Raw genomic sequence first — 24,751 nt, forward strand, 5'->3', positions numbered from 1 at the left:
GTTGTTCGCAGCGGTCACGCCAACGGACCCCGGACGGCCCGGCAAATGGTCCTTGATCCGCTCCCACTGGTCGTCGCGCAAGGCATGTCGATGCATCGGTCAGCCTCTCCAAAGCTGACTGCCTATGCATCGAAGAACCGGGGCTGCTGGAATCGGGAAGCCGCTTGTTGATCAACGATTCCGCCGCACTGTTGCAGCCCAGACTCACTCGGCTGGCTCCAATTGACGACACGCCCTAGATCAGGCGGATGCGCGAATCCTTTCCGATATCCGACCATTGCGACGGCCGCAGCTTCTTCAATCCTGGCGGGCGCGCCGGAACGCGTGGCCTGCTGCAAGTGTTACGCTGGCGTATGCGCGGCGGTCGAATCACATGGATGCGCCCACCGCCCGATCCGTCGTTCCCGCCGCCGCCGCTGGACGTGCCGCCGGGCCATGCCGCGATCAGCCACATCAATCATGCCAGCTTCCTGATCCGCTTCCCGGGCGTCGTCGTGCTGACTGACCCGATCTTCAGCCAGCGATGCTCGCCGGTATCGTGGGCAGGACCGCAGCGGGCGCGGCCGCCCGGAATCCCGCTCGACGACCTGCCGCGCCCGGACGTCGTCGTGCTGTCGCACAACCATTACGACCACATGGACCTGCCGAGCCTGCGCGAGCTCCGCCGCCGCCATGCGCCGCGCTTCATCACCACGCTGGGCAACGGCCGGGCCCTGGCCAGAGAAGGCATTCAAGCCACGGAACTGGACTGGTGGCAGGATGCCGAACACGGTCCGCTGCGCATCACGGCGACGCCCGCCCGTCATTTTGCCGCGCGCACGCCGTTCGACCGCAATCGCACCCTGTGGGCCGGCTTCATGCTCCGCGCCGGGGGCGGGCAGGTCCTGTTCGCCGGCGACTCCGCCGCCGGGTCGCACTGGGCGGACATCGCCGCGCGACTCGGGCCGCCCGACGTCGCGCTGCTGCCCATCGGCGCCTATGAGCCCCGCTGGTTCATGGCGGCGGCCCACATGAACCCGGCCGAGGCGGTGGAGGCGCACCGGATGCTGCGCGCGCGCCGCTCGATCGGCATGCATTTCGGCACGTTCCAGTTGACCGATGAGGCGATCGACGCGCCGCTGGAGGCGCTGGCCGCGGCGCGGCAGCAGGCCAGGCTGCCACCCGCGATTTTCACCACGCACGGCTTCGGTGAGACCCGCCTGTACGAACTCGGTGCACCCACGCGGATCGATGCAGGCGTCTGGCCACAGGAAGGGCCCGAGCCGAAATAACCGATCCACCGGAGCCGGCGCACAGTCCTCTCCCCGTCATGGTCCGAAGGCGGACCATCCACGCCTCTGCCGATACCGGCATCGCAAGGCGTGAATGGCGGCCCTGCGGCCGCCATGACGATCAGGGGTGGCCGCCGTTTGGCCGTCTTCTTAGTAAACGACGAGCGGCACGGCCGGAAGCACCGGCAGGACGGCACGGGCAAAGGGAACCAAGACGATCGCGACGACGATCAGGCGGCTTGCCATGGTAATCTCCGTTTGTTGCTGACGATCGGAGATTACCTTTCGGTAGTCTGCGCCGATGTGACCCTCGCCACTGAGCAGGCCGTTTGTTTCAGGGGATTTCAGCGCATGTCGCAGCCAATCACCGAGCATGTCGTCCGCACCGCCCGTCACACGGGCTTCCACCTCGCCTGCGGCCCGGCGGACGGAACGCCACTGATCTTCGTGCATGGCTGGCCGGAGCTTTCGGCCAGTTGGCGGCACCAGCTTCCGGCGTTCGCGGCGCTTGGCTTCCGCTGCATCGCGCCGGACATGCGCGGCTACGGCCGATCCAGTGTCTACCCGCGGCACGAGGACTACGCGCTGGAGCACAGCGTGCGGGACATGATCGACCTGCTCGACGCGCTCGGCCGCGACAAGGCGGTCTGGATCGGCCATGACTGGGGCAGCCCCGTCGTCTGGAACCTGGCCAGCCATCACCCCGACCGCTGCCTGGGGATCGTCAATCTTTGCGTGCCATACCTGCCGGACGGCTTCGCGCCGGCGACCATAGTGCCGCTGGTGGACCGCCGCATCTATCCCGAGAGCGCGTTTCCCGCCGGCCAGTGGGAGTACCAGCTGTTCTACGAGGAGAATTTCAACGCCGCCCGCGCGGGGTTCGAGGCGAGCGTGGCCGATACCGTGAAGGCGCTGTTCCGCAAGGGCAACCCGGCCGGGAAGGGGCAGCCGTCGCGCACTGCGCTGGTGCGGCGTGACGGCGGCTGGTTTGGCGGCAGCGGCCGTGCTCCGGCGGTGCCGCTGGATACCGGCGTGCTGACCGAGCGGGATCTCAGCCTGTATGTCTCGGCACTCGAGCGCAACGGGTTCTTCGGGCCGGATTCCTGGTACATGAACGCCGCCCGCAACATGGCGTATGCCCGCACGGCGCCCGATCGCCTGGCACTGCCGGTGCTGTTCCTGCACGGCGCCTATGACTACACCTGCGAGACCATCGACTCGCGGCTGGCCGAGCCGATGCGGCGCTGCTGTGCGGACCTGACCGAGGTGGTGGTGCCGTCGGGCCACTGGATGGCGCAGGAACAGCCGATGGCGGTCAACGCGGCGCTGGCGCGGTTCCTCGCGGTGAAGCTGCCCGGGGCGTGGACGCAGCCATAGAGCGCTGTCCGGCCGGCCGCCTTGCGCGACAAGGCCGGTCTCGTCGCCGACGCAACATGCTCCGCAGCGTCTCTATCCAGCGTGACGCCTTCCGCCTCGCACCACGCGCGCAGGGCCTGCCGGGTCGCCGCTTCCTCGAAGTCATACCATGCCTGCAGCATCGATCTTCGATCCAGGAAGTCCTTGAACCGCCGGTAGCCGCCCTTGCGGTCGAAGAATGAATACACCTTTTCGGCATCCGCCTCGGACATGTGGCTGTCGGCGAATGCGAACACCAGCCGCTTTCCCAGGTTGAGGTCGTACTTGTTGGGCAGCGGCGGGATGTCGCCGTTCTCCTCGATCTCCGTTTCGGTTTCGTCGCCGATGTCGCGGTCAGCGGAAATCCAGCGGACCTCCCCGGTGCCGAGGTCGATGAAGCTGCGGATTTCATCAGGATAGCCAGCGTTTCCCGCCTCGAAGCCAAGCAGCAGGTCAGCGAACCTGACCGACGGTCTTTTGGTGTCCTCGCTCATGCATCCGATCTCCTGCCGGTAGGTTGCCACAGATTACGCCAAACAGCGGAAGCGCCGAAACAGGGTAGGCAGCGTCGTCGCGCCTGTGAAAAAATGGCGCCGCGGCGGCGTCCGCGACCAACCTTGGAGACCAGATGACCAACCAGGACTTCGACATCGCCGTCATCGGCGCGGGCATGGCCGGCGCCACCGCCGCCGCCTTCCTCGCCGCGGAGAAGCGCGTCGCCCTGATCGAGGCGGAGGAGGTCGCCGGCTACCACACCACCGGCCGCTCCGCCGCGATGTGGATCCAGAACTATGGTCCGGCCGACGTGCGCGAACTCACCCGGCTGTCGCGGGCCTTCTACGAGTCGCCGCCGGCCGGCTTCTCCGACGTGCCGCTGATCCGCCACCGCGCGGTGCTGACGATGGCGACCCCGGCGCAGCGCGGCGATCTCGACGGCGCCATCGCCGAGGGCCTCGGCATCCGGCGCATCAGCGTCGCCGAGGCCGAGGCGCTGGTGCCGGCGCTGCGGCCCGGCTACCTCGGCGGCGCGGCGCTGGAGGAGGACGCCTACGACCTGGACGTCGCCGCCATCCACCAAGGATTCCTGCGCCTGCACCGCGCCAATGGCGGCACGCTGGCGCTGCGCAGCCGCGCCGGGCGCATCGGCAACCACGCCGGCCGGTGGGAGATCGAGACCACCACCGGCGCCACCTTCCGCGCCCCCGTGGTGGTCAACGCCGCCGGCGCCTGGGGCGACGAGGTGGCGCGGATCGCCGGCGTCGTGCCGCTCGGCCTGGAGCCGCGCCGGCGCACCGCGGCGATCATCGACCCCGCGCCGCACGTTGTCGCCGACTGGCCGATTGTTATCGACGTGAACGAGGGCTGGTATGTCCGGCCGGAGGCGCGCACGCGGCTGCTGGTCTCGCCCGCCGACGCGACTCCGACCCACGCGCATGACGTCCAGCCGGAGGAGTACGACGTCGCCCTGGGCATCGACCGCATGCAGCAGGCGCTGGATATCCCGGTGCGGCGGATCGAGCACAGTTGGGCCGGGTTGCGCACCTTCACGCCGGACGGCAGCCTGGCGTTCGGCTGGGACCCGCGGGCTTCCGGGTTCTTCTGGTGCGTCGGCCAGGGCGGCTACGGCATCCAGACCGCGCCCGCTGCCGGGCGGTTCGTCGCCGATCTCGTGCTGGGGCGCGATCCCGGTGAGTCGGGGGCGCTGGTGCACCGGATCGCGCCCGGGCGGTTCCGGCCATGACCCGCCGGCGGCGCTTGCTTCCAACCCGGTCCCATGCGTTCATCGCCACGAGACTGGATCGGGACTTCCATGCGCCAACGCTTTATCCCGCTTCTGCTGCTGGCTGCCCTGGGCGGATGCACGTCGCTGTTCGGTGACCGGACACGCAGCTACAGCGTCTATTTCCAGCCTTATTCCACCGACCTCGACGCCCATGCGCACCAGACCGTGCTCGACGCGGCGGCCTTCGCGCAGTTGCACCCGCTGCAACCGGTTTTCCTGGTCGGCTATGCGGGGCGGCCCGATCCGTCGAAGGACGTCGATGGACTGTCGGCGCAGCGGGCCGAGGTGGTGAAGCAGGCGCTGGTCAGGAATGGCGTCCGCGCCGGCCGGATCTCGGTGACGGCGAACGGCATCACCGATCCGGAGGGGAAGCCGGAGGTGGCGGTACGGCGGGTGGATATCAACGTGGGACGGTAAGGTATCGGTTCTTCGGCATGATTGCCGCGGCCGAACGCGTTACTTCTACGCCACGACTTGATCGGGGCCGGTACGTATCAGGATCGCAGCATAAGCCGTGGATGGTGGGCCTGCGCCCCATTGGCGTTAAAATAGCGTGGCGGCGGCACGATGCTTGCCATTCCGTCATGGCCCGGCTTGTCCGGGCCACCTGTCGCGGCACAGTGCTGGAATAGGTGGCCCGGACAAGCCGGGCCATGACGAGGAGGCAACAGCCAGCCCTATTTTAACGCCAATGGGGCCTGCGCCCACCATGACGGTGTGGAAACGGCCGTGCCGCCCCTTTCCCTGTCGGCTCTTATACGGTTTCCGGGAAAGATTGTCGGTTTCGTCACTCTTCAGGCCAACGCAGGCCGCACCAGGAGGCGCGGGAAAACGGCCAAAATTTCCCGGGAACCGTGTGACAGGCCGCCACCCGGCCGGACGGTGATGGGTGCCCCGGTATCTTGGCGTCTTGCCGTTGAACGGGAACGATGCCGTCGCACCCGGCGGCGACAGGTGCGCAACACCGGTGGCCAGTGGGGTTGGCTCCACCGATGAAACGCCAAGACGCCAGGTTCATGGCCCTCAGGCCGCCGCCTGCCGCGATCAAGGGCATGATACGGTTCCGGGGTGAAACTGCCGGATCCATCGCTCCTCAAGCCAATGCAGGCCGCGCCAACTGTCGCGGGAAAACGGCCAAAATTTCCCGGGAACCGTATTATTGGGTTCCGGGGTGGTGAGTCCGGGCCAACCACGCGAGGTCGAAAAAAGGGGCGGCCGGGACGGCGTCGCAAGCTTGCAGGCGCGCCGAAGCGCGGCACTGTATCCTCGCCTGGTGGGACGACCGCTGGTCGGCTTGAATAAAGCCATGGCAGGCCGCCAGCCGTGGGCCGCAACCCAGTCGCGATTACGTGAGGCCGTGCCTTGACCGCTGGCAGGGCAGGATCGTTCAATCCCACGATGATAAGCAACCTTCCTGACCGGCTATCGGCTTTGAGTACCGAGGCGCTGGCTTTCGTCGCGCGCGACAAGGCTGATGCCATGGCGTGCCAATGGCTCGGTGGCACGCTGTCGGCGGCTCAGGCCCCGCAATGGCCAGTCGCACAATCGCTGGCCCTGGAACTGGCGTTAAGCATGCCGTCCCTCATAGGGACAACCGCCTTCGATCGGCTCGCGCGCGCCATGAAGGGGCGGTCCCCGGACGACGTTGCCGCCGCGGCGCTGCTGCGCCGGAGCCGGATCAGGCTGGCGCGCATCTCCCGCCGGGTTTGCGAGGATCTGGCGACCGGCGAAAAGTTCACGTTGCTGCCGACGGCGTTCTCGGATGCGATCGGCGACGGCGTGTCGTTTGGTTTGTTCACGACAATCGACGCCGCGCATATCGTTGCTCCGAGAACCCTGGTGCCGCTGGATGACGCGGCGCTGGCGCTCGCCCGCGGTTTCGTGCGTCCAGGCAATCTCGGCCTTGGCAATGGCGTCCGCTGCGCCGAGGCGATTTACCGCCATATCGTCCGCAACGGCATTGTGCCGCCCGCGACCGCCGGCAGCGGGCGAAAGCCGAAGCTGCCGTTCCGGCCCGACGAGAACAGGCTGGACGCGTTGGCCGCCGCCTGGGCCGGGTTGGGCCGCGATCCCAACGACCGGGAACTTGCTCAGGCCCGTGGCTTCGCCGGCCAGGACGCGCTGATGGAAGTCCTGCTCAATGTCAGCATCGCCCGCAACGCAGGAGCGCCCGAACTGGCGAGCGCCTACACGCGCATCGCCGCCGTCCTGATGGAGACCATGGCGTTGCGCGCGGCTCATGGCTCGGGACGGGGGAACCTCGATGCCGTTGCCGCGGCGATGGACGCCGCCGTCGAGCGCGGCACGTTTCCCCGGGAGGGCCGCACTCTGTTCGATTCGCTGCGGGAGCGGGTAAAATTATCGGCAGCCCGGCCAGCGGAGGACACCGCCGATCTCGATCGGCTGGTGCAGCGCATCCGCGCCCTGCGCGCCAAGACCGTCGAGCAGGGCTGCACGGAGCAGGAAGCCCTGGCGGCGGCGGAGAAGGTCGCGGAACTGCTGGACCGCTACGGACTGAACCTCAGCGAACTCGATCTGCGGAAGCAAAGCTGCGAGGGGATCGGGATCGAAACCGACCGCAAGCGGCGCGGACCGATCGATGACTGCATGGGCACCATCGCCGCGTTCTTTGACTGTCGGGTCTGGGCTGAAACAGCCGAGGACGGGACGCTGCGCTATATCTTCTTCGGCTTGCCGGCTGACGTGCAGGCATCGGTCTACCTGCACGATCTGATTGCGCTGGCCTTCGCGACTGAGACAGCCGCGTTTCAGCGCGGCGACTTCTATCGCTCGGCCGACAGCGGCCATCGCCGATCGGCCACCAACTCGTTCCAGCTTGGTCTGGCGCGGGGGATCAACCAGAAGCTCCAGACGCTGCGGCAGGCCCGGGACGTCGCCAGCGACGGCAGCACGGGACGTGCGCTGGTGCCGGTCAAGGATTCGATGATTGACGACGAGATGGAGCGCCTGGGCTTCACTTTTCACCGGCGGCCAACGGCTCGGCGGCGCGTTCTGCCCACCGCCTACAATGCCGGCAAGGAAGCCGGGGAACGCTTCGAATACCGGCCGGGGATCGAGCAGGATTACTAAGGAGACGGTCAAACCCCTGCCGTCCGGCTCGTGCGGCTGCGAACCACCCCCTCGTCATGGTGGGCGCAGGCCCACCATCCACGCCTTTGCTGATAGCGGCACTGCAAGGCGTGGATGCCGGGCCTTCGCCCGGCATGACGATCGGAAATGGCCGCTCTTTGGCCGTCTCCTTAGTAAGCGAGTCCGACATCTGTCGATCCTCTCTTGTCGTTTCAGCGCGTCCGGTCCGGCCCAGCGTCAGGACATAGATGACCCGTTGACGCCCTGAGATGTTCCAGGAATATACACTTATTTCAAGCTAAAAATTCCTGCCTCCCACGTCACCCCACCTCACAGTGCCTGCGTCCACGCCTGCACCGCCAGGCTCGACCCCGCCACCACGAACCAGGTCACCAGCCCGAGCAGCAGCGGCCGGCTGCCGGCGCCGACGAACGACCGCCAGTTCCCCTGCAACCCCACCGCCGCCAGGGCGACCACCATGACCAGCCGGCCGGCAAGCTGCACCTCCCCGGCATGCGCGCCAACCAGCCCGAGCGTATTCGCCGCCGCCGCCAGCATGAACAGGATGATGAACGTCGGCACCGCCGCCCGCACCCGCTTCAGCAGCGGCTGCGAGGCGCCGCGTCCCTCCCGCGACAGGAACGGCAGCGCCAGCCCGAACCCCAGCACCAGCGGGATGATCAGCGTCGTCCGCGTCAGCTTGACGATGATCGCCGTGGCGCCGGCGGCCTGGCTGAATGCGAACCCCGCCGCCACCACCGCCGAGGTGTCGTTCACCGCGGTGCCCGCCCAGACGCCGAAGCCGCTGTCGCTCAGCCCCAGCAGGTGGCCGAGCGCCGGGAAGGTGAACACCGCCACCATGTTGAAGAAGAACACCACCGTCACCGAGTAGGCGATCGCCTCGGCCCGCGCCCGCACCACCGGCGCCAGCGCCGCGATCGCCGATGCGCCGCAGATCGTCGTGCCGACGCCGATGAGGCAGCGCATGCGCCAGTCGATGCCCAGCGCCTTGCCAAGCCACAGCGAGCAGACCAGCCCGGACGTCATGGTCACCGCCAGCAGCGGCAGCGATCCCAGCCCGGTGCGGGCGATCTCGCCCAGGTCAAGGCTCGCGCCGAGCAGGATGATGCCGCCTTTCAGGCACTGCTTGCCCAGGTCGCCGATGCGCAGCGACTTGTCCGCCGGCAGTGCCGGCAGGGCGTTGGCGATCAGCACGCCGATGGCGATGGCGAACAGCGGCGCGCCAACCAGAGGCACGTGCGATCCGGCCGCCACGGCCAGGGCGGCGATGCCAACGCACAATCCCAGACCCAGGAGGCGGCGGAACCAGGGCCTGGTAAAAACATACGATTGTATCGGCACACTCAGGTTCCGCACGGCCACGCCAGGCTCCTTCCCGGGAAATTGCGGTGATAGTGGGGTATGCGGGAAGGGATGTCACGACGCGCCGCGTCGGCGGAAGATTTTCGCTCGTATCGCGGCGGCGGAAGAATTTCGTTCGCCGCCAGTCACGCTCCCTGGTGACACCAGCCGTTCAACATGTCGTTATTCAGTGAAATAAACCGCCACATTTCTGCGAAAGCGATACTAAGTGGCTCCGGCTTTCTCGCAGTGGTTGTAGGGCGGATTGAACCCGGCGTTTGTCGGAAGGGCAGTACCATTCTCCAGCCGGCCTCACGTCCGAGCGAACGTCCGGCGGTCACGGACCACGGCCCCCGCCTGCACCTGCGTCTGCTCGGGCATATGGCGGTGACCGATGCGAAAGGCCGGTCATTCCTGCCGCGCACGCGCAAGACCCGGGCCATGCTGGCGGTGCTGGCCATGGCCAGTCCAAAGCCGGTGCTGCGCGTCCAGCTCGCCTCGCTGCTCTGGAGCCGGCGGGAGCAGGAGCAGGCGCGGGCGTCGCTGCGGCAAAGCGTGCACGAACTGCAGGATACCCTGGGGCCGGACTGGAGCCCGCTGTTCATCACCGACCGCCACCACCTGTCGCTGCAAGGCGCCGGGCTGGAGGTGGATGCGGCCATCCTGTCGCAGCCCGGCAAGATCACCCCGGCCCTGCTCAGCCGGTTTGAGGACGTGCTGCTGGAGGATCTGACCGGTCTCGATCCGGCCTTCGACAACTGGCTGGCGGAAGCGCGCGCCCGCTTCGTCCGGACCGGGCGCGCCATCGGCGAAGGCATCCTGGCGGCCTGCGAGGACCCGCTGGCGACGATCGACGCCGCGGAACGCCTGCTGGCGATCGATCGCCTGCACGAGGGCGCCTGGCGCGCGATCATGCGCAGCCACGCCGAGCGCGGCGCCCCGGACCGCGCGATCGATTGCTACGACCGCTGCCGCAACGTGCTGGCCGATGCCGGCGACGGGCGCCGCCCCTCGCCGGAAACCGAGGAACTGATCAGCCGCATCCGCGGCCAGGCGCAGTCCGCCATCCAGCCGATAAGCCGACCCGTGCCGGAAGCGGCTGCCCAGCCGGCCGCGCCGCGCCTTCAGCGCCCGGACCAGAACGCTCTGCGCATCCGGGTCGCCGCGCTGCGGACGCTGGGCGACGAATGCAACAACAGCCTTGCCATCGGCCTGGCGGATGAGATCTCGGCCGGCCTGTCCCGGTTCCGCGGGATCTCCTGCCTGCCGGCCCTGGCCTGGCCGGACCCGGCGAACGAGGCGGCTGGCGGCGCGCTGGGCTACCCGTGGGAAAATCCGTCCGCGGACCTGATGCTCGACGGCACCATCCAGCAGGTCGCCGGGCGGATCCGCCTCATCATGCGCCTGCTGGACCTGCGCGCGGGCGGGGCGATCGCCTGGGCCGGCCGCTTCGACCGGGAAATGACCGATCTGCTGGCGCTGCAGGATGAGCTCAGCGCGACGATCGTGGCGCAGATCGATACGCACCTGCTGCGGCATGAAGGGCAGCGGACGACCGCCACGCAGCAGGACGAAATGACGGCGCAGGAACTGCTGCTGCGGGCGTTGCCGGACATCTACCGGCTGGAAAAGAAGAACTTCCTGCAGGCCGGCCGGCTGCTGGAGGCCTCGCTGCAGGCGGATTCCGGCAATTCCGTGACGCATGGCTGGCTGGCCTACTGGAACCTGCTGTATGTCGGCCAGGGCTGGGCACCCGACCCGGCCGCCGCCGTTGCCGAAGCCACGCGGCTGGTGGAACGCGCCGTGACGCTGGATCCCGGCGATTCCAGTGCCCTGACCCTCGCTGGGCACGTGCGCGCCTTCCTGTGCAGGCGCCCCGAGGAGGCGATCGCGCTGCACGAACGCGCCCTGGCCCTGAACCCGAACATGGCAATGGCCTGGTGCTTCTCCGGCTTCGCGCATTCCTACATGGGTGAGCACGACGAGGCGCTGCGCCGGATCAACCAGGCCATCCGCCTGTCGCCGGCGGACCCGCACGTGTTCTTCTTCGACATGGCGCTGGTGATCGTGCACCTGATGCGCGGCGACCACGCCAGCGCGGTCGAGGCCGGACGGCGGGCGATCGAGCTGAACCCGCTGTTTTCCTCCACCTACAAGAGCTACCTCTCTGCCCTGGGCTGGAGCGGCCGCCTGCGCGAAGCCGCTGCCGTGCGCGATCGGCTGCTGGTCCTGGAGCCCGGATTCTCGGTCGAGCAGGCGATGCAGCACGCGCCGTTCATCCGGCCCGAGGATGTCACGCGCTACGTCGAGGGCCTGCGGCTGGCGGGAGTGCCGTAGCGCCCATTCGGCCTGGCCGGACATCGCGGCGCGGCCCCGGGCCGATGCACCTGTCTGCGCGCTACGCGCCGGCGCCTGCGTGCCACGGGCGGAAAGGCTCTGGCCGATCGCAGGGGTGGCCTTCGGCCGCCGGACGTCGCATTGATCCTGCATGAGGCGCACCGCACGGTCGGTATCGATGCGCCACGATCCGCACGGGAAAGAGGGTCTGCGGAATGACGGGATGGAGCGGAGCCGGCGGGTCCGCGCTGCTGGCCGGGTTGATCGCGGCGGTGGCCTGGATGCAGCCGGCGGCGGCGCAGGGCTCGGGCTCGGCGCTGCTGGATGCGATCAAGGCGCGCGGCCAGGTGCTGTGCGGGACAGCGGACACCGTGCCCGGGTTCTCGCTGCCGGACAGCAAGGGCGTGATGAGGGGGCTGGACGCCGATAGCTGCCGCGCGGTGGCGGCCGCGGTGCTGGGCGACGCCGGCAAGGTGAAGTTCGTCGCCACCACGATACAGAACCGCTTCACCGCGTTGCAATCCGGCGAGATCGACCTGCTGGCGCGCGGCACCACCTGGACCCTGGGGCGCGAGGCCAACCTGGGGCTGGAATTCGCCTGGGTGAATTACTACGACGGCACCGGGTTCCTGGTGAAAGCCTCGAGCGGGGTGAAAAGCGCCAGGGCACTGGATGGCGCGACGATCTGCGTGCAGCCCGGCACCAGCACGGAACTGGCGATCAACGACTACTTCCGGGTCAACAGGATGACGTTCACGCCCGTGCTGATCGCCGATGTGGCGGAGATCCGCGGGGCGTTCCTGTCCGACCGGTGCGACGCCTATTCGACGGACGCCTCGGCGCTGGCGACGTTCCGCTTCAGCCAGGGCGACAAGGCGAAGGACCTGGTGCTGCTGCCCGAGATCATCAGCAAGGAGCCGCTGGGCGTGATGGTGCGCAAGGGCGATGACAAATGGTTCGACGTGGTGCGCTGGACGTTCATTGCGATGATCACGGCGGAGGAGAAGGGGATCACCAGCGCCAACGTGGACACATTTCTGAATTCTAACGACCCTGATGTCCGGCGGCTGCTGGGCCTGGAAGGGGACATGGGCAAGGCGCTGGGCCTGGACAACAAATGGGCCTACAACGTCATCAGGCAGGTCGGCAATCTCGGCGAGCTATGGGACCGGAACATTGCGCCGATGGGGGTTTCGCGCGGGATCAACAACATTTGGACGAAGGGCGGCCTGCAGTACGCCCCGCCGATCCGGTAGGCGAGCCGCAGCGTGGCCGGGGTGGCCCGCATGGGCGCTACAGCAAACCGCAGGTCGGTTGAGACAGGACAACGGCGCGCCCTCCTCGTCATGGCCCGGCTCGTCCGGGCCATCTGTCGCGGCACACTTGCTGGAATAGGTGGCCCGGACGAGCCGGGCCATGACGATGAAGACAGGCCGCCTCTGCGTCCCAACTGACCTGCGGTTTGCTGTAAAGTAGCGCGGAATGAGGCAGGCTGCGTCTTCCCGTCATGGCGGGCGTAGGGCCGCCATCCACGCCTTTCTGCGGCATCAACAGCGCAAGGGGTGGATGCGGGTCCTTCGTCCGGCATGACGAAACAGCAACGACCACCGCTGTTTTAACGCCGATGGGGCCTGGGCCGACCATGACGGGGAGCACCGGCCTCGTCCGTTTTCATCCATCTTGGTGCCCGCGGGCGGACTGGGGGACTGCGTTGAATCGCGGTGGCCGGGGCACCGGAGCCGTTGCGAATTCGGCGACTCAGGGCAATGCAGGTCTTTGTTGCAGCACCGCATTTTTCAACGCAGAGATCGCAGAGCGGAGCGCAGAGTACGCAGAGAAGCGATTCCGGCGACGTCTGGTCGTTGTTGCATCAATCGCCGGGCCTTGTTCATCAGAACCGGGAAGCGCATAATCGTTATATCAAAGAACCAATATGTCGTCGCTTCCGATCGGCGGGCAAGCCATTCAACCAGTCATGGCCGTCGCCGCGACGCTGCCGGTGACCCCAGGATCCAGGACAATGAAGGTCTGCTCGGCAGGATCTCCCCACGCCATGAACCCGGCCGCTCAGCACGGGGCGGATGGCGCCTCAACCAGAAGCGCCCGGACACGGTTCGTCAGGGCAGCCAGCGCAAACGGCTTGCGCATCAGCTCCATCCCCGGCGCCAGTTCCCCGGCCTCCAGCGCCCGGCCGGCATAGCCGGTGATCAGGATGACCGGCAGGTCCGGCCATCGCTCGCGCGCGGCATCCGCAAGCTGCCGGCCGTTCAATCCCGGCAGGCCGACGTCGGTCACCAGCAGGTCCAGGTGTTCCCCCGACTGCACGATCTTCAGCCCCGCCGGGCCGTCCCCGGCTTCCAGCACTGCGCAACCCAGCTCGCGCAGCATCCGGACGATCATGTCACGCACATCGGCCTCGTCCTCGACAACCAGCACCGACCCGGTAACTCGGACGTCGCCGGGCACCAAGGGTGCGGACGGCCCCGTTGCGGCCGCCGGCGGAGCGTCAGCCGCCCGGAGGAAGCGCGGCAGATAGATCCGTACCGTCGTCCCGTGCCCTGGCTCGCTCTCCAGCCTGACGAAGCCGCCGGATTGCCGGACAAAGCCGAATACCTGCGACAGGCCAAGCCCGGTGCCGCGTCCCGTTGGCTTGGTGGTGAAGAACGGCTCGAACGCCCGCGCCAGCACGTCCGGGGTCATGCCCGAGCCGGTGTCGGCGACGGCGATCTCGACATAGCCGCCCGGCTTCGCCTCGTCCTGGTCCGCCAGGTCCGCCGCCTCAAGCTGCCGATCGGCCGTGGCGATCGTCAGGGTGCCGCCGTCAGGCATGGCGTCGCGCGCGTTGATCGCCAGGTTCAGCAGCGCGCTCTCCAACTGGTTGGCGTCGCACAGCACCGTCCAGACGCCGTCGCCCAGGCGCAGCTCGGGCTGGATCCCGGGACCCAGCGTGCGCCCGATCAACTCCTCCATGTCGCGCACCAGGCGATCCGGATCGACCGGCCGCGGCTGCAGCGCCTGGCGGCGGGCAAAGGCCAGCATCCGATGCGTCAGGCCGGATGCGCGCTCGATCGCCTTGCGCGCGGTGCCGACGAACCGGGTCACCAGGTCGGTCTTGCCCTGGACGATCGCCGCCTCGATCACGTCCAGGCTGCCGGAAATGCTTTGCAGCATGTTGTTGAAGTCGTGCGCGATGCCGCCGGTCAACTGGCCGACCGCCTCCATTTTCTGGGCATGGTGCAGCCGTTCCTCGCTGGCCCGCAGCGCCGCCTCGGCGTGCTTGCGGGCGGTGACGTCGACCAGGGCCGCAATGATCGACACGCTCTCGCCCTGCCGTTCCAGGCGGGCCGAGACCAGCGTGTCGATCACCGTCCCGTCGCGGCGCTTGAACCGCCGGTCCAGGTCGGTGATTTCACCCCGGGTCATCAGTTGCGTCCAGGCGCTCTCACCCCACAGGTCGAACCCGGGCGCCCAGAAGGCGCTGAGCGGTCGGCCGACGACCTCCTCCTGCCGGTAGCCGAGCAGCGACAGCCAGCTGCGCGACGCGCCGGTCAGGATGCCGTCGCCGTCGCAGGTGTGCATCGGCACCGGCGAGAGCTCGAAGCTGGCGCGATGTCGCGCCTCGCTTTCCTGCAGCGCGATGTTGGCCGCCTGGAGCTGGGCCGCCGACGGCAGCGCCAGCGCCTGCGGCAGCAGCGGCCACAGGACGACGGCGGTGACGATGGAAACCAGCGCCGTCGCCGCCTTGACCACCGCCTGCACGCCATAGGCCGGTATCCACAGCGTCAGCACGTCGAACAGGTGAGTCGTGCCGCACAGCAGGATGAACGTGGCGAACAGCCAGAACACCGGGCGGAACACAAGATCGCGGCGCCGGTGGGCGAAGATCCCCAGGGCCACCGGTATGGTGAAATAGGCGAGGGCGGTCACACCGTCGGAAAACGCATACGCCCAGATCAGCCCCGGCTCCCACAGCAGGCAGAACCCGTGCGGGGTCAGCGACGCGGTGTCGAACAGCCAGCTCAGCATTTTCCCACCCGCCTGTCCAATTATTCTGTTTACGGATCAAATCGACAGTCCCGCGGACAGTGGTGCGGGCTTCACGACTCCCTCTCAACATCTTTTCATGGTTGTCCGTTGCGAAGCAGGCAGGCAGCTCCGCAATTTGTGATGTCGTCATGCGGCAACCCGCGGCCATCGCGGCCGGACAATGGCCTGTCTGTTTCATCCCATCGGCCGGCCAGGCTTCACCCGCCGCGCCGCATCCCTCGTCAGTTCCACCCGCGCGCCAGCTTCCTGACGGCGGTCGAGGCGTTGCGCTTGCCCTCGCCGGCGTAGTCCTCGTGCCACTCCTCGATCCGGGCCGGATCGTAGAGGTAGTTGACCATCAGCGTCGCGCTCTCCTTGGCGCCCTTGTCCGAGGTGTCGCCGGCCATGTTCAGCCGTTCCACCCGCGCGCCGTTCGACAGGTGGAAATGCGCCACCGGGTCCCGCGCCCGGTTGCGGCTGGATTCGACCAGCAGGTAGCGCGCCCCCAGCCGCACCACCACCGGCTCGGCCGCTTTGCGCAGGGCGGGGTCCCGCCACCAGTGGCGTTGGGCGATGATGCTCGCCAGGGCTTCGGCGCCGCTGTCGGCGGCGTAGGCCGATACCAGGCTGGCCGACTCGTCCTCGCTCAGCAGGTCCGGCGGGTTGCTCGCCAGTTGCGTATGCAACCAAAGCCGGAAGCCGGGGATCGGCGACAGCGTCGCGAACGTTTTCAGGTTGCGGAACTCGGCCGAGAGCTCCTCGACCACGCGCTTGATCAGGAAATTGCCGAAGCTGATCCCGGACAATCCCGTCTGGCAGTTGCTGATCGAGTAGAAGATCGCCGTGTCGGCGACCCTGGGATCCAGCATCGGCGCCTTTTCGTCCAGCAGCGCCTGCACGCTGGCGGCCAGTCCCTTGACCAGCGCGACCTCGACGAAGATCAGCGGCTCGCCCGGCATGCGCGGATGGAAGAAGGCATAGCAGCGGCGATCGCAGTCGAGACGGTTCTTGAGGTCGCGCCAGGAGCGGATGGCGTGGACCGCTTCATACGTAACCAGTTTCTCCAGCAGCGCCGCGGGGCTGTTCCAATCGATCCGTTGCAGCTCCAGGAAGCCGATGTCGAACCACGACGCCAGCAGCCCGCGCAGGTCGGAGTCCAGTGCCGCCAGCATTTTGTCGGACGCGCGCAGGGTCAGCAGGTCCGCCCGCAGGTCGACCAGGAACTTGCAGCCGTCGGGGATCGAGGCGAACTGCGTCAGCAGCCGCAGCCGCGGCGGCTCCAGCGCATGGCGCAGCGCCGCCTTGGCCGAGGCACGCTCGGCCGGGTCCCCGGCGGCGGTGACCCGCTGATAGGCTGCAGCGACCGTATCGGGATCGGAATCGAAACTGGCGAGCGTACGCAGGAAATCCTGCCGTCCGGCGTCATCCGCCTCCAGGTAGGTTTCCGCCAGCTTGGCGGCGCGGTTGCGCGCGCTGATCTCGCCGCCGCGTCCGGCGAGGCAGGTGCGCATCTGCGCTTGCAACGATTCGTCCACCTCGCCCGAGACGCTGGCCGCCATGTCGCGCCAGACCCCGGTGATGCGGCGGATGGTGCGGTCCAACAAGCCTGTCGATACGGCTTCGCTCATGCGGGCCCCGCGTCGATTTCAAGCGAAAAGATATAGATGGTATCTTTAACGATGTGGGATCGCAGCGGCCTCGGTAAAGGCACGATTGAGTGCGGGCAGCAAATCTTCAACGACCAGGCCCGGTCCGGCCAGCAGCGCGGCGCGGCCGTGCAGCCAGGCCCCGGCCGCCGCGGCTTCCCAGGCGGCCATGCCCTGCGCCAGCAGCCCGGCGATGATGCCCGCCAGCACGTCGCCGGCGCCGGCGGTGGCCAGCCAGGGCGGGGCGGAGAAATTCACCGCGGCGCGTCCATCCGGTGCGGCAACGATCGTGTCGGCGCCTTTCAGCAGCAGCACCGCCTCGGTGCGCTCCGCCGCCGCGCGCGCCGCCTCTAGCCGAAGCGCTGGCGTACCGAAGACGCGGGCGAACTCGCCGGCGTGCGGCGTCAGCACCGCGGCGCCGCGCAGGGCGTCGGGCTGGCCGGCAAAGGCGGAAAACACGTCGGCGTCACCGACGACGGTGCGGCCCGCCGCAATCAATGCCGGAAACACGACGCGGGCTTCGTCGGCGCCGAGGCCGGGGCCGCACACCCACACCTCGCGCCGCTTGTCCTCCAGCAGCGCGCCGATGTCGGCGGTGTTGACCAGCAGCCCGGGCTCGCCGCTGCGATAAACGTGGGCGGCGCCGCGCGCGGCGATCGTTACCATGCCGGCGCCGGCGCGCCGTGCCGCCTCGGCCGCCAGCCGCGCCGCGCCGGTCATGGCAGCGCCGCCGACGACGGTGACGTGACCGCGGGAATACTTGTGCCCGTCGGGCTGCAGCACGGGCAGCGTCCACAGCGCGGGCAGATTGGCGAAGGTGTTGGGCGCGATGGGGTCCAGCACCGCGTCGGGAATGCCGATGTCCGCCAGTTCGATGCGGCCGCACAGGTCGCGCCCCGGCAGCAGCAGGTGGCCTGGCTTCAGGCGGAAGAACGTCACGGTCATTTCGGTGGCGGATACGCAGCCCATGACCGCCCCGGTCGCGCCGTCCAGCCCGGACGGCACATCCACGGCAACGATCCGGCGGGCCGCCGCCAATGTGTCGGCCACCAGCCCGCTGACGCCGCGGGTCAGGCCGGCGCCAAACACGGCATCGATCACCACGTCGGCCCGTTCCGCCTCCGCCGGGTCGAACTCGGCCATCGGCCCGTGCCAGAGCGTCACCGCGCCCGCCGCATCCGATCCCGCGCGCGGCGGCGCCAGCGCGGCGAGGCGCACCGGCCAGCCCTCCTGCGCCAGCAGCCGCGCCGCGACATAGCCGTCGCCGCCGTTGTTCCCCGGCCCGGCCAGCACCAGCACGCGGCAGGGCCGGATGTACCGCCGGATCGCCCGCGCCACCGCCCGGCCCGCGGCATCCATCAGCGCCGGGCCGGGCGCGCCCATGGCCGCGGCGGCGCGATCCGCCTGTCCCATCTGCGCCGGCGTCAGCAACTCGGTGCGCCCGGCGAGCCGCCGGGCCAGGTCGGGGTCGAACGCCATGCGCAACAATCCTGTCAGAACAATCCCCTCAGGCGGCGTTGGTCAGCCGCTTCATGAAGGCGGAAATCCGGTGCCGGCGCAACTCGCTGCGCGCCTTGCCGTCGGTGGTCATGTAGTTCAACTGCACGCTGTAGCGCGGCCCGACGAAGCGGCGGTGGCCGTGCCAGGTGGTCGGCCCGTTCGGGAACACCAGCAGCGTCCCGTTCACCGGCGGCACCTCGACGGCGAAGTCCTCCAGGTCGTCCGGCCCGCGCAGCAGCCGCAGGCAGCCTTCCTGGCGCGCCCAGGCCTCGGTTTCCGGGTTCAGGTACAGCAGCACCGTCACCCGCTTGGCCAGCGAGTCGCAATGGATCCGGCCGTCCCGCTCTCCGGTCCAGCCGCGCAGCGTCACCATTGTCGGCGCGTCGTGCAGGTCGAGCCCGAACAGTGTTTCGATCGCCTGCCGAAGCTGCGGTCCCTCCATCGCCTGCATCAGCGCCGCCGCGTTCGGCCCCAGCGTCAAAGCGGAGACCGGAAACGACCCGCGCTTGCCCAGCGGCGGCAGATCGGCCTGCACCGCCCGCAGGCTCGCCGGCGGCACGAAATCGGGCACCACGATGTGCGGGAACGGATCGTTGCAGACCGGCGTCGCCAGCAGTCTGGCGTAGTCGAGATTGAGCATCCTCACCTCTGGATCGTCACCTTTGGGCGGAACGGCCGAGCAGCGCCTCGGCCAGGTCGAGCAGGTCGTCCGGCCAGTATGCCTCCGGCCGCGGCCGCTTGCCATGCAGGGCAGGATCGGGGCGGCAGGTCAGCACCGGCAGCAGCCAGCGCACCGGGAACGACGCCCGCCCATCTGCCGCGCCCAGCAAGGCGCCGGCGATGGCGGCGTTGGTGTCGGTGTCGCCGCCGCGGCCGACGGTTTCGACCAGGGCCGGCCCCAGCGCCGTACCGGCGGCGAGGTGGTGGAAGGCGTTCTGCAAGGCGATCAGCACCCAGCCCATCTGGCGCTGGAACTCGGCCGGTCCCACCCCGGAAGCCGCCTCTTGCAGCACCCGCACGACTGGCGCGGCCTCCTCGCCCGCCTGCTGCGCCACGCGCAACGCCGTCGCCATCATCCCCGGCCGATCGGCGCCGGCCAGGGCGGCGGAGATGGCGGCGGTGAAGGCCGCGCAGGCGGCGCGGCAGACCGGATGCGGGTGGGACAGCGCCGAATCCGCATCCGCCGCCGCGGCAGCCTCCTCCGGGCTGGCTGCCCAGACGCCAATCGGCGCGATGCGCATCAGCGAGCCGTTGGCCTGGCTGTCGGGACTCGCCGCCCGGCGCGCCGCATCAGCCTTGCGTGTCCGCGCGCCGGCGGCCGCGCCGAACGCCAGGGCGGTGGTGCCGCCGATATCGAATGGCCCGGAGGCGTACCAATCGCCATAGGCCGTCGCGGCGTTCTCGGGATCGTAACCGCCCGCCCGCACCAGGCTGCGGGCCAGGGCCAGCCCGAGTTCCGAATCATCCGTCGGCTGCCCCGCCAGGGTGCGCCACACCGGACTTTCATCGAGATCGCGCACGCCGTCCGGATAGTTCGCCCGGATGGTGCGGGCATCCTGGAACTCCACCTGGCTGCCCAGGCTGTCGCCGATGACCATGCCGAGCAGGCAGCCGAGGGCGCGGTCAAGCCGATGGTCCTCGGCCGGGCGCGGCCAGGCCAGCGAAACCCGCGGTTCGCGCCTCGGCTCCGTGCTGCCGCGCCAATTCCGCGCCCGCAACGCCGCCACCGCCGCAGGCGCGCCGCCAAAGCAGGCGGAGGGACGGGACTCGCCATGCGTGCCATAGGTGACCGGCGTGCCGTCCTCGGCCAGCAGCACGCCGCCGGCCGCGATCAGCAGTGCGTGACCGGCGGCGATGTCGTGCGCGCTGACCGGCCGCAGCGTCTGGGTGGCGATGCCGTCGCCGACGGCGACCCGGGCGAGGCGGTAGGCGATCGACGGCATCGGCATGAACCGCGCCGGCGCGCAGGCGGTGGCGTTCCATACCGGCCGCTGGGCAGCGCCGTGGTGCAGGAACACAACGTCCTGCGCCGTCAGCGTCCGGCGGCTGAGGTCGATGTCCACCGCCACGCCGTTGCGGGTGATACCACCGCCCTCGGCCCAGGCGATCAGGTCGGGGCCGCGGTCCGGGCTGCTCGGCGCGAACACCACGCCCAGGACGGGGATGCCCTCGCGCAGCATGGCGACCGAGACGGCGCTGCCGCGGCGGCCTTCCAGGAAGGCGCGGGTGCCGTCGTGCGGATCGACGACCCAGCAGTAGCCGTTCGCCTCGGCGGCCAGCACGCCTTCCTCCTCGCCGACGAAGCGGGCCGGGAACAGGGTCGTGAGGTGCTGGCGCAGGAACAGCTCGATCTCGCTGTCGATCGGCGCGGTTTCCCGGCCAGCGGCGCGGGGGCCGTCCGGGCGGCTGAATTCGGCGGCGAGACGGAGGCCCGCCTGTGTCACCAGGTCGATGACCGCGGGCAAAATGGGAAGCAGGGTTGATGGCATCATAGGACTCGAACTCTAGGCGTTTGTGGCATGACACGCTATCTGAACAGTACCCGCCATGACTCACCTCACTATATCCCCCTATGGCCGGCAGAGCGGTCCTCTGCCGGTCTATCATGAGAAAATCAAAGCCGGCGTGCTGGAGCCCGATCCGGCGCAGGCGATGGCGGTCGAGCGCCTGCAGGATCTGTGGGAGCGGCTGCGCGGCTACGATCCCCGGCCGTTCACCGGCGAGAGCGTCAGCTTCCTGACGCGCATCATGCGCCGCCGGCATGCCGAGGAATACGTTCCGACCGGCCTGTACCTCGTCGGCGAGGTCGGGCGTGGGAAATCCATGCTGATGGATATGTTCTTCGCCACCGCCGACGTGCCGCGCAAGCAGCGCATCCATTTCCACCGGTTCATGCAGGACGTGCATGCGCGCGTCCACGCCTGGAAGAAGGCCAATCCGCAGGGTGCCGATCCGATTCAGCCGCTGGCGGACCGGATCAGCGCGGAATCGGCGCTGCTGTGCTTCGATGAGTTCCAGGTCAACGACATTGCCGATGCAATGATCCTCGGCCGCCTGTTCCAGTGCCTGTTCGATCGCGGCGTGGTGGTGGTGACGACGTCCAATATCGTGCCGGATGACCTGTTCAAGGGCCAGCCGGGGCGAGATGCGTTCCTGCCGTTCATCGCGCTGATCAAGCAGCGACTGGACGTCCTGGTGATGGATGGCGGCCGCGATTACCGGCGCGAGCGGCTGCGCGGCCTGCGCACCTGGCTGGTGCCGGCCGACGCGATGTCGCGGCGAAGGCTGGACGAGGCGTTCGAGCAACTGACCGGTAGCGCGGATGCGCAGCCGGTAACGCTGACGGTGATGGGCCGCGACCTTGTGGTGCAGCAGGCGGCCGATGGCGTTGCCCGCTTCGAGTTTGATTTCCTCTGCAACACCGCGCTCGGCGCCGGCGACTACCTGGCGATCGCGACTGCGTTCCATACGGTGATCCTGGACGGCATTCCCCGCCTGTCGCCGGACAATTACGACGCGGCGCGGCGGTTCATCGTGCTGGTCGATACGCTGTATGACCACCGGGTAAAGCTGGTCGCCTCGGCCGACGACACGCCCGATCGGCTCTACCAGCGCGGCAAGAACGCCAAGATGTTCGAGCGCACGGCGTCTCGCCTGGACGAGATGCAGAGCGAGGACTGGCTGGCGCTGGCCCATCAAGAGTGATGACCGTGGGCTTGAAATTGGTGGGCCAATGGCCCAGTCTATAAGGCGCTGGACGGCTGAGGAGATCAGCTTCGACATCGTCTATGACCTGACAGACCACCCGGTGGTCACGCTGCGGGTGCTGACCCCGTCGGTCCGCTGCGCTTCATGGCGGAGCCGGTCATGCAGGGAGCGACGATGCTACTGAAGGGTCTGCACGTGCAGGATCTGAGCCGGAACGCCGTGGGCATGGCCAATCTGGCGCTGATCGCCCGTGTGGTGATGGAAAGGATGGACCTCGATGGACTCGTTGTTGAAGGAGCGGTTCGCTCGACTGGGGCCAACCCGGGCCATCGACCGCGTGGCATCCGGTTTACCCGCCGTCTTCGCGCTGCGCACGACGCTTGACCCGACCCCGCTGAAGACGATCGACGCGACCGAAGCCCTGGCCCGCCGCGGCCTGTCGATGCTGCGCGCCAAGCGTCTGACCGAGGACCTGCTGGAAGGCCACCGGGTGTTCGCCGAACTGCCGGCGGTCGAGGACGAGCGGGCGTTCATCAGCGACATGGCCGCCTGCGGCATTGCCGCCGTGCTGATCAGGCGGGACGTGCCGGTTGACGTGCGGGCGCTGCGCGAGCGCCTGAACCTGACGCGCGAGCAGTTTGCCATCTGCTATGGCCTGGAAGTGGAAACGCTGCGCAACTGGGAAACCGGCAAGCGCGAGCCCGATACCACCGCCCGCAGCTACCTGCGCGCCATCGCCAGCGCGCCGGAAGCGGTTGAGCTGGCTTACGCGATGCCCGCGGACTGATCAGGCGTCACACCGGCAGGCGGTAGTTTGGTGGGACATGCTGACGGCCGTTCACCGCGACCGAAGGTCGCAATGAAATCTTCTCTGCGCGCTCTGCGCTCCGCTCGGCGAACTCTGCGTTGAATCGCGGTGGTTGCAACGCCACCGGCGTCGGGGATTGGGCGACTCACCGGCAACGCCACTCTTTGTTGCGGCACCGCATTTTTGAAACGCAGAGTTCGCCGAGCGGAGCGCAGAGCGCGCAGAGAAGAATACAATCCGATCTGCGGTCGCGATGGCGGAAAATGGGCGAGGTTGGTGCCACCCCGTCATGGTGGGCGAAGGCCTTCCATCCACGCCTTTGGCTGGTATCAGCACCGCAAGGCATGGATGGCGGCACGGAGCCTGTGCCCGGGCTTGTCCCGGGTAGCCGCCATGACGATGAAGACGCGCCGCCGCCTTGTCCGAACACACTTGCGGTTCGCTCCAAATGCGTGGCACGCAATTGATCGTCTCGTTGGTAAGGCCACTTTTCGCACGGCCTTCGGCGTATGGGCACCCTCACGCCGCGCCAAATGCGCCCTGGTGGCGATGGACGCCACATCAACCGGGCCGGGCCTTTACCGATCTGGGTCTTGCCCTCATTTGGATGATGCAGGCTCGTCCTTTTGCTTCACCGCAACCGTCGTGCCGGCGGTCAACGAATCAGCCGGGTTGGCGATAACCTCGTCGCTCGGCCGCAGCCCCGAAACGATCTCCACCGACTCGCCGTAGTCGTGGCCGATCTTGGCCGGGATCAACGCGACTTTGTTGTCGCGCACCACCGCGACCTGCAGCCCCTCCTTACGGAACAGCAGCGCATTCGCCGGCAACGTCACCGACTTGCCGGAGGTCGGAAGCATGAACTGGACATGCACATAGGAGCCGGGCAGCAGCTTCTCGTCTTTGTTCGGAACGTCGACCTCGACCAGCAGGGTATGCGACGCTTGGTCGATCGCGTTGGCGGTGCGGGTCAGCACGCCCTTGAACACCTGCCCCGGATATTCATCCAGCGTCACGTCCGCGACCAGGCCGGGACGCATCGCCGGCGAATAGGTCTCGGGCACCGAAACATAGATACGCAACCAGTTGATGGCGACCAGGTGGAACAGTTCGCGGCCGGACTGGGCGTTGCCGGCGGCGATCAGCGCGCCGACGTCGATGGTCCGTGCGGTGATGATGCCATCGAACGGCGCCTCCACCCGTTCGAACGACTGCATCTTCTCCAGCCGCTCCACGGCGGCCTGACGTGACTGGACCTCGGCCCTGGCGACGCCCAGCGCGCTGACCGCGGCATCGCGATCCGCCACCGAGGCGACAAACGTCTGCACCAGCTTTTCCTTCCGCTGCGCCGTGACGACGGCGAGATCCAGCGCCGCCTTGGCGTTGTTCAGATCGGCCCGGGCTTGGCGCAACTGGTCGTCCACTTCCGGCGTGTCGATCTCCGCCAGCAGGTCGCCGCGCTTCACATGGGCGCCGATATCGACGTACCATTTCTTCAGGTAGCCGTTCGTCCGCGCATAGATCGCGGTGTCGCTGAACGCCTGCATGTTGCCGGGCAGCACCAGCTTCACGTCGGGCGCGCCGGGCTTCGGATGGATCACCTCGACCGTTGGCACTGCGGCCGCGTTCGTGGCGCGCGCCAGCGTCTGCTCATCGACGGCGCGGTCGCGGATGCCGACGAAGATTCCAATGCCCAGCGCCACGAGCAGGCCGGCGCCCACCACCGGGCCGATCCAGCGGGACTTGCGCGCCGGCGCGGGTTCGGGCGCGGGACTTCGTTGGACGACGGGATGATCCAGCTCTTGCAGGTCGTTGGGAGGCATCA

At 68.4% G+C, this 24,751-nt stretch carries 17 protein-coding genes and 2 pseudogenes; 9 read left to right on the forward strand and 10 right to left on the reverse strand.

The window, feature by feature from the left end:
- A pseudogene (locus CCS01_RS35475) lies at positions 1–96 on the reverse strand (IS5/IS1182 family transposase); the annotation flags it as partial.
- A 281-nt stretch (positions 97–377) separates the two neighbouring features.
- Between CCS01_RS35475 and CCS01_RS26000 the strand changes: the two are divergent.
- Positions 378–1,271, forward strand: a complete 894-nt coding sequence (locus CCS01_RS26000; protein ID WP_239992399.1) for an MBL fold metallo-hydrolase — start codon at positions 378–380, stop codon at positions 1,269–1,271.
- Between the two features lie 150 nt (positions 1,272–1,421).
- Here CCS01_RS26000 and CCS01_RS33205 read toward each other — a convergent pair whose 3' ends face one another.
- Positions 1,422–1,646, reverse strand: a complete 225-nt coding sequence (locus CCS01_RS33205) for a hypothetical protein (protein WP_146101967.1) — start codon at positions 1,644–1,646, stop codon at positions 1,422–1,424.
- Between CCS01_RS33205 and CCS01_RS26005 the strand changes: the two genes are divergently transcribed.
- A complete protein-coding gene (locus tag CCS01_RS26005) occupies positions 1,623–2,648 on the forward strand; it encodes an alpha/beta fold hydrolase (RefSeq protein ID WP_104521682.1) in 1,026 nt (341 codons plus the stop codon). The genes CCS01_RS33205 and CCS01_RS26005 overlap by 24 nt on opposite strands.
- A gap of 101 nt (positions 2,649–2,749) precedes the next feature.
- On the opposite strand, the pseudogene CCS01_RS35480 reads toward CCS01_RS26005, so the two are convergent.
- Positions 2,750–3,160: pseudogene (locus CCS01_RS35480) on the reverse strand (UPF0158 family protein); the annotation flags it as partial.
- A 134-nt stretch (positions 3,161–3,294) separates the two neighbouring features.
- Here CCS01_RS35480 and CCS01_RS26010 point away from each other — a divergent pair.
- The 3 genes from CCS01_RS26010 to CCS01_RS26020 all read left to right on the forward strand — a co-directional run bounded on the left by CCS01_RS26010 (position 3,295) and on the right by CCS01_RS26020 (position 7,539).
- Positions 3,295–4,407, forward strand: coding sequence for an NAD(P)/FAD-dependent oxidoreductase (locus CCS01_RS26010; RefSeq protein ID WP_104521683.1), 1,113 nt, complete (start codon positions 3,295–3,297; stop codon positions 4,405–4,407).
- A gap of 69 nt (positions 4,408–4,476) precedes the next feature.
- On the forward strand, positions 4,477–4,866 hold the full coding sequence (locus CCS01_RS26015; protein ID WP_158258604.1) for an OmpA family protein: 390 nt from the start codon (positions 4,477–4,479) through the stop codon (positions 4,864–4,866).
- 1,155 nt (positions 4,867–6,021) lie between these two features.
- Complete coding sequence (locus CCS01_RS26020; protein ID WP_158258605.1) at positions 6,022–7,539, forward strand: DUF2786 domain-containing protein; 1,518 nt, start codon at positions 6,022–6,024, stop codon at positions 7,537–7,539.
- A gap of 330 nt (positions 7,540–7,869) precedes the next feature.
- Here CCS01_RS26020 and CCS01_RS26025 read toward each other — a convergent pair whose 3' ends face one another.
- Positions 7,870–8,922, reverse strand: coding sequence for a YeiH family protein (locus CCS01_RS26025; protein ID WP_104521686.1), 1,053 nt, complete (start codon positions 8,920–8,922; stop codon positions 7,870–7,872).
- Between the two features lie 366 nt (positions 8,923–9,288).
- Here CCS01_RS26025 and CCS01_RS26030 point away from each other — a divergent pair, with 366 nt between their 5' ends.
- Positions 9,289–11,238: a BTAD domain-containing putative transcriptional regulator gene (locus CCS01_RS26030; protein WP_158258607.1), complete on the forward strand. Its 1,950-nt coding sequence runs from the start codon at positions 9,289–9,291 to the stop codon at positions 11,236–11,238.
- 215 nt (positions 11,239–11,453) lie between these two features.
- A complete protein-coding gene (locus CCS01_RS26035) occupies positions 11,454–12,494 on the forward strand; it encodes an amino acid ABC transporter substrate-binding protein (protein WP_104521688.1) in 1,041 nt (346 codons plus the stop codon).
- A gap of 811 nt (positions 12,495–13,305) precedes the next feature.
- Here the strand turns inward: CCS01_RS26035 and CCS01_RS26040 are convergent.
- The 5 genes from CCS01_RS26040 to CCS01_RS26060 all read right to left on the reverse strand — a co-directional run bounded on the left by CCS01_RS26040 (position 13,306) and on the right by CCS01_RS26060 (position 20,899).
- Positions 13,306–15,264: a PAS domain S-box protein gene (locus tag CCS01_RS26040; RefSeq protein WP_104521689.1), complete on the reverse strand. Its 1,959-nt coding sequence runs from the start codon at positions 15,262–15,264 to the stop codon at positions 13,306–13,308.
- A 242-nt stretch (positions 15,265–15,506) separates the two neighbouring features.
- Entirely contained in the window at positions 15,507–16,892 is a 1,386-nt protein-coding gene (locus CCS01_RS26045) for a malonyl-CoA decarboxylase (RefSeq protein ID WP_104521690.1), read from the reverse strand.
- A 45-nt stretch (positions 16,893–16,937) separates the two neighbouring features.
- On the reverse strand, positions 16,938–18,389 hold the full coding sequence (locus CCS01_RS26050; RefSeq protein ID WP_104521691.1) for an NAD(P)H-hydrate dehydratase: 1,452 nt from the start codon (positions 18,387–18,389) through the stop codon (positions 16,938–16,940).
- Between the two features lie 28 nt (positions 18,390–18,417).
- Positions 18,418–19,050: a 2OG-Fe(II) oxygenase gene (locus CCS01_RS26055; protein WP_104521692.1), complete on the reverse strand. Its 633-nt coding sequence runs from the start codon at positions 19,048–19,050 to the stop codon at positions 18,418–18,420.
- Positions 19,051–19,066: 16 nt separating this feature from the next.
- Complete coding sequence (locus tag CCS01_RS26060; RefSeq protein ID WP_104521700.1) at positions 19,067–20,899, reverse strand: inositol monophosphatase family protein; 1,833 nt, start codon at positions 20,897–20,899, stop codon at positions 19,067–19,069.
- Between the two features lie 58 nt (positions 20,900–20,957).
- On the opposite strand from CCS01_RS26060, the gene zapE reads away from it, so the two are divergent.
- Positions 20,958–22,115 carry a cell division protein ZapE gene (gene zapE, locus CCS01_RS26065; RefSeq protein ID WP_104521693.1) on the forward strand — a complete coding sequence of 386 codons (1,158 nt, stop codon included), beginning with the start codon at positions 20,958–20,960 and terminating at the stop codon, positions 22,113–22,115.
- A gap of 280 nt (positions 22,116–22,395) precedes the next feature.
- Positions 22,396–22,905, forward strand: coding sequence for a helix-turn-helix domain-containing protein (locus CCS01_RS26070; protein WP_239992401.1), 510 nt, complete (start codon positions 22,396–22,398; stop codon positions 22,903–22,905).
- A gap of 620 nt (positions 22,906–23,525) precedes the next feature.
- Here the strand turns inward: CCS01_RS26070 and CCS01_RS26075 are convergent.
- Positions 23,526–24,749: an efflux RND transporter periplasmic adaptor subunit gene (locus CCS01_RS26075; protein WP_104521694.1), complete on the reverse strand. Its 1,224-nt coding sequence runs from the start codon at positions 24,747–24,749 to the stop codon at positions 23,526–23,528.
- Positions 24,750–24,751 lie beyond the last annotated feature (2 nt).

It is taken from the genome of Rhodopila globiformis, from assembly GCF_002937115.1.
Classification (GTDB): domain Bacteria; phylum Pseudomonadota; class Alphaproteobacteria; order Acetobacterales; family Acetobacteraceae; genus Rhodopila; species Rhodopila globiformis.

Coding starts and splice junctions, on each gene's coding strand:
- CCS01_RS26020 (WP_158258605.1), top strand. CDS start 6,022: ATGCCGTCCCTCATAGGGACAACCGCCTTCGATCGGCTCGCGCGCGCC.
- CCS01_RS26040 (WP_104521689.1), bottom strand. CDS start 15,264: ATGCTGAGCTGGCTGTTCGACACCGCGTCGCTGACCCCGCACGGGTTC.
- CCS01_RS26010 (WP_104521683.1), top strand. CDS start 3,295: ATGACCAACCAGGACTTCGACATCGCCGTCATCGGCGCGGGCATGGCC.
- CCS01_RS26035 (WP_104521688.1), top strand. CDS start 11,454: ATGACGGGATGGAGCGGAGCCGGCGGGTCCGCGCTGCTGGCCGGGTTG.
- CCS01_RS26000 (WP_239992399.1), top strand. CDS start 378: ATGCGCCCACCGCCCGATCCGTCGTTCCCGCCGCCGCCGCTGGACGTG.
- zapE (WP_104521693.1), top strand. CDS start 20,958: ATGACTCACCTCACTATATCCCCCTATGGCCGGCAGAGCGGTCCTCTG.
- CCS01_RS26075 (WP_104521694.1), bottom strand. CDS start 24,749: ATGCCTCCCAACGACCTGCAAGAGCTGGATCATCCCGTCGTCCAACGA.
- CCS01_RS26005 (WP_104521682.1), top strand. CDS start 1,623: ATGTCGCAGCCAATCACCGAGCATGTCGTCCGCACCGCCCGTCACACG.
- CCS01_RS33205 (WP_146101967.1), bottom strand. CDS start 1,646: ATGCTCGGTGATTGGCTGCGACATGCGCTGAAATCCCCTGAAACAAAC.
- CCS01_RS26015 (WP_158258604.1), top strand. CDS start 4,477: ATGCGCCAACGCTTTATCCCGCTTCTGCTGCTGGCTGCCCTGGGCGGA.
- CCS01_RS26060 (WP_104521700.1), bottom strand. CDS start 20,899: ATGCCATCAACCCTGCTTCCCATTTTGCCCGCGGTCATCGACCTGGTG.
- CCS01_RS26045 (WP_104521690.1), bottom strand. CDS start 16,892: ATGAGCGAAGCCGTATCGACAGGCTTGTTGGACCGCACCATCCGCCGC.
- CCS01_RS26070 (WP_239992401.1), top strand. CDS start 22,396: ATGGACTCGTTGTTGAAGGAGCGGTTCGCTCGACTGGGGCCAACCCGG.
- CCS01_RS26055 (WP_104521692.1), bottom strand. CDS start 19,050: ATGCTCAATCTCGACTACGCCAGACTGCTGGCGACGCCGGTCTGCAAC.
- CCS01_RS26050 (WP_104521691.1), bottom strand. CDS start 18,389: ATGGCGTTCGACCCCGACCTGGCCCGGCGGCTCGCCGGGCGCACCGAG.